At 68.1% G+C, this 1,376-nt stretch carries 1 protein-coding gene; it reads left to right on the top strand.

The window, feature by feature from the left end:
- Positions 1 to 51: 51 nt before the first annotated feature.
- Positions 52 to 1,346 (top strand): IS3 family transposase gene (locus tag ACYQ0U_RS22665; protein WP_459976150.1). Its coding sequence is split into 2 segments (ribosomal slippage): positions 52 to 331 and positions 331 to 1,346, totalling 1,296 coding nucleotides; the frame shifts between segments, so codons are not numbered across the junction.
- Positions 1,347 to 1,376: the final 30 nt, after the last annotated feature.

Here is a 1,376-nt window from a genome sequence, read left to right as displayed (position 1 = left end):
TGAATCGCCCCGGGTCTGGTGGAGGCTCTCAATCCATGGAGGATGAGAGTCATGGCAGCACCCAGGAAGTACCCCGACGAGCTGCGTGAGCGGGCCACTCGGATGGCGGTTGAGTTGCGGGCGGATCCGGCGACGAAGCAGGGCGCGATCGCTCGGGTTGCCGACCAGCTTGGGATGCACCCCGAGACTCTGCGCAACTGGGTTCGGCAGGCCGAGATCGACGGTGGTGTCCGGCCGGGCACCACGACCAGCGACGCGCAACGGCTGGCCGAGCTCGAGCGGGAGGTCCGCGAGCTGCGCCGGGCCAACCACATCTTGAAGACGGCCTCGGCTTTCTTCGCGGCGGAGCTCGACCGCCCCACCAGCAGGTAGTGGCCTACCTCGAGGCCCATCGCCACGACGTGGTCGATGGGCGTGAGGTCGGGGTCGAGCCGATCTGCGCGGTGCTGAAGGACGCCGGCGTGCAGGTCGCCCCGAGCAGCTACTACGCCGCCAAGACCCGGCCACCGTCGGCACGCGCGATCCGTGACGCCGAGCTGGTCGAGGACATCAAGGTCGCACACAAGGCCAACCTCGGTGTCTACGGTGCACGGAAGATCCACGCCGAGCTCAACCGCGAGGGGATCGCGGTGGCTCGGTGCACCGTGGAGCGACTGATGCGCGCTGAGGGGCTGCGTGGGATCCCGCGGGAGAAGACCCGAAAGACCACCGTCGGCGACGGCGCTGAGACCGAGCGACCCGAGGACCTGGTCAAGCGGAAGTTCGTCGCCACGGGCCCGAACCAGCTCTGGGTGGCCGACCTGACTTACGTCAGGACGCATGCGGGCTGGACCTACGTCGCGTTCGTCCTCGACGTCTTCTCCCGGATGATCGTGGGCTGGCAGGTGTCCACGTCGCTGCGCACCGACCTGGCGCTCGACGCCCTCGACATGGGCTTGTGGAACCGGCAGCGGGCCGGGCAGGACGTCACCGGCCTGGTCCATCACTCGGATAGGGGCGTTCAGTATCGAGCGATTCGCTACACCGAGCGGCTCGCCGAAGCCGAGGCCGTCGCGTCGGTCGGATCGCGCGGCGACTCGTATGACAACGCGATGGCCGAGGCGCTCAACTCGCTGTTCAAGGCCGAGTGCATCCGCAACCCGGTCATGCGCCCCAAGGGCGGCTGGAAGAACGTGAGCGACGTCGAGATCGCCGTCGCCGAGTACGTCGACTGGTTCAACCACAGGCGACTCCACGGCGAGATCGGCCTCGTCCCGCCCGCCGAGTTCGAGGCCAGCCACTGGGCCCACATCAGGCCCGAGCACTACCCTCAGACACCTGTCCCGACCGGGGCTGGTTCCAAGTAGCCGAGCCTCCACGAAACCCGGGGCGATTCA

The sequence above is a fragment of the Nocardioides pyridinolyticus genome, from assembly GCF_054653575.1.
This window is presented reverse-complemented; position numbering and strand designations above follow the sequence as displayed.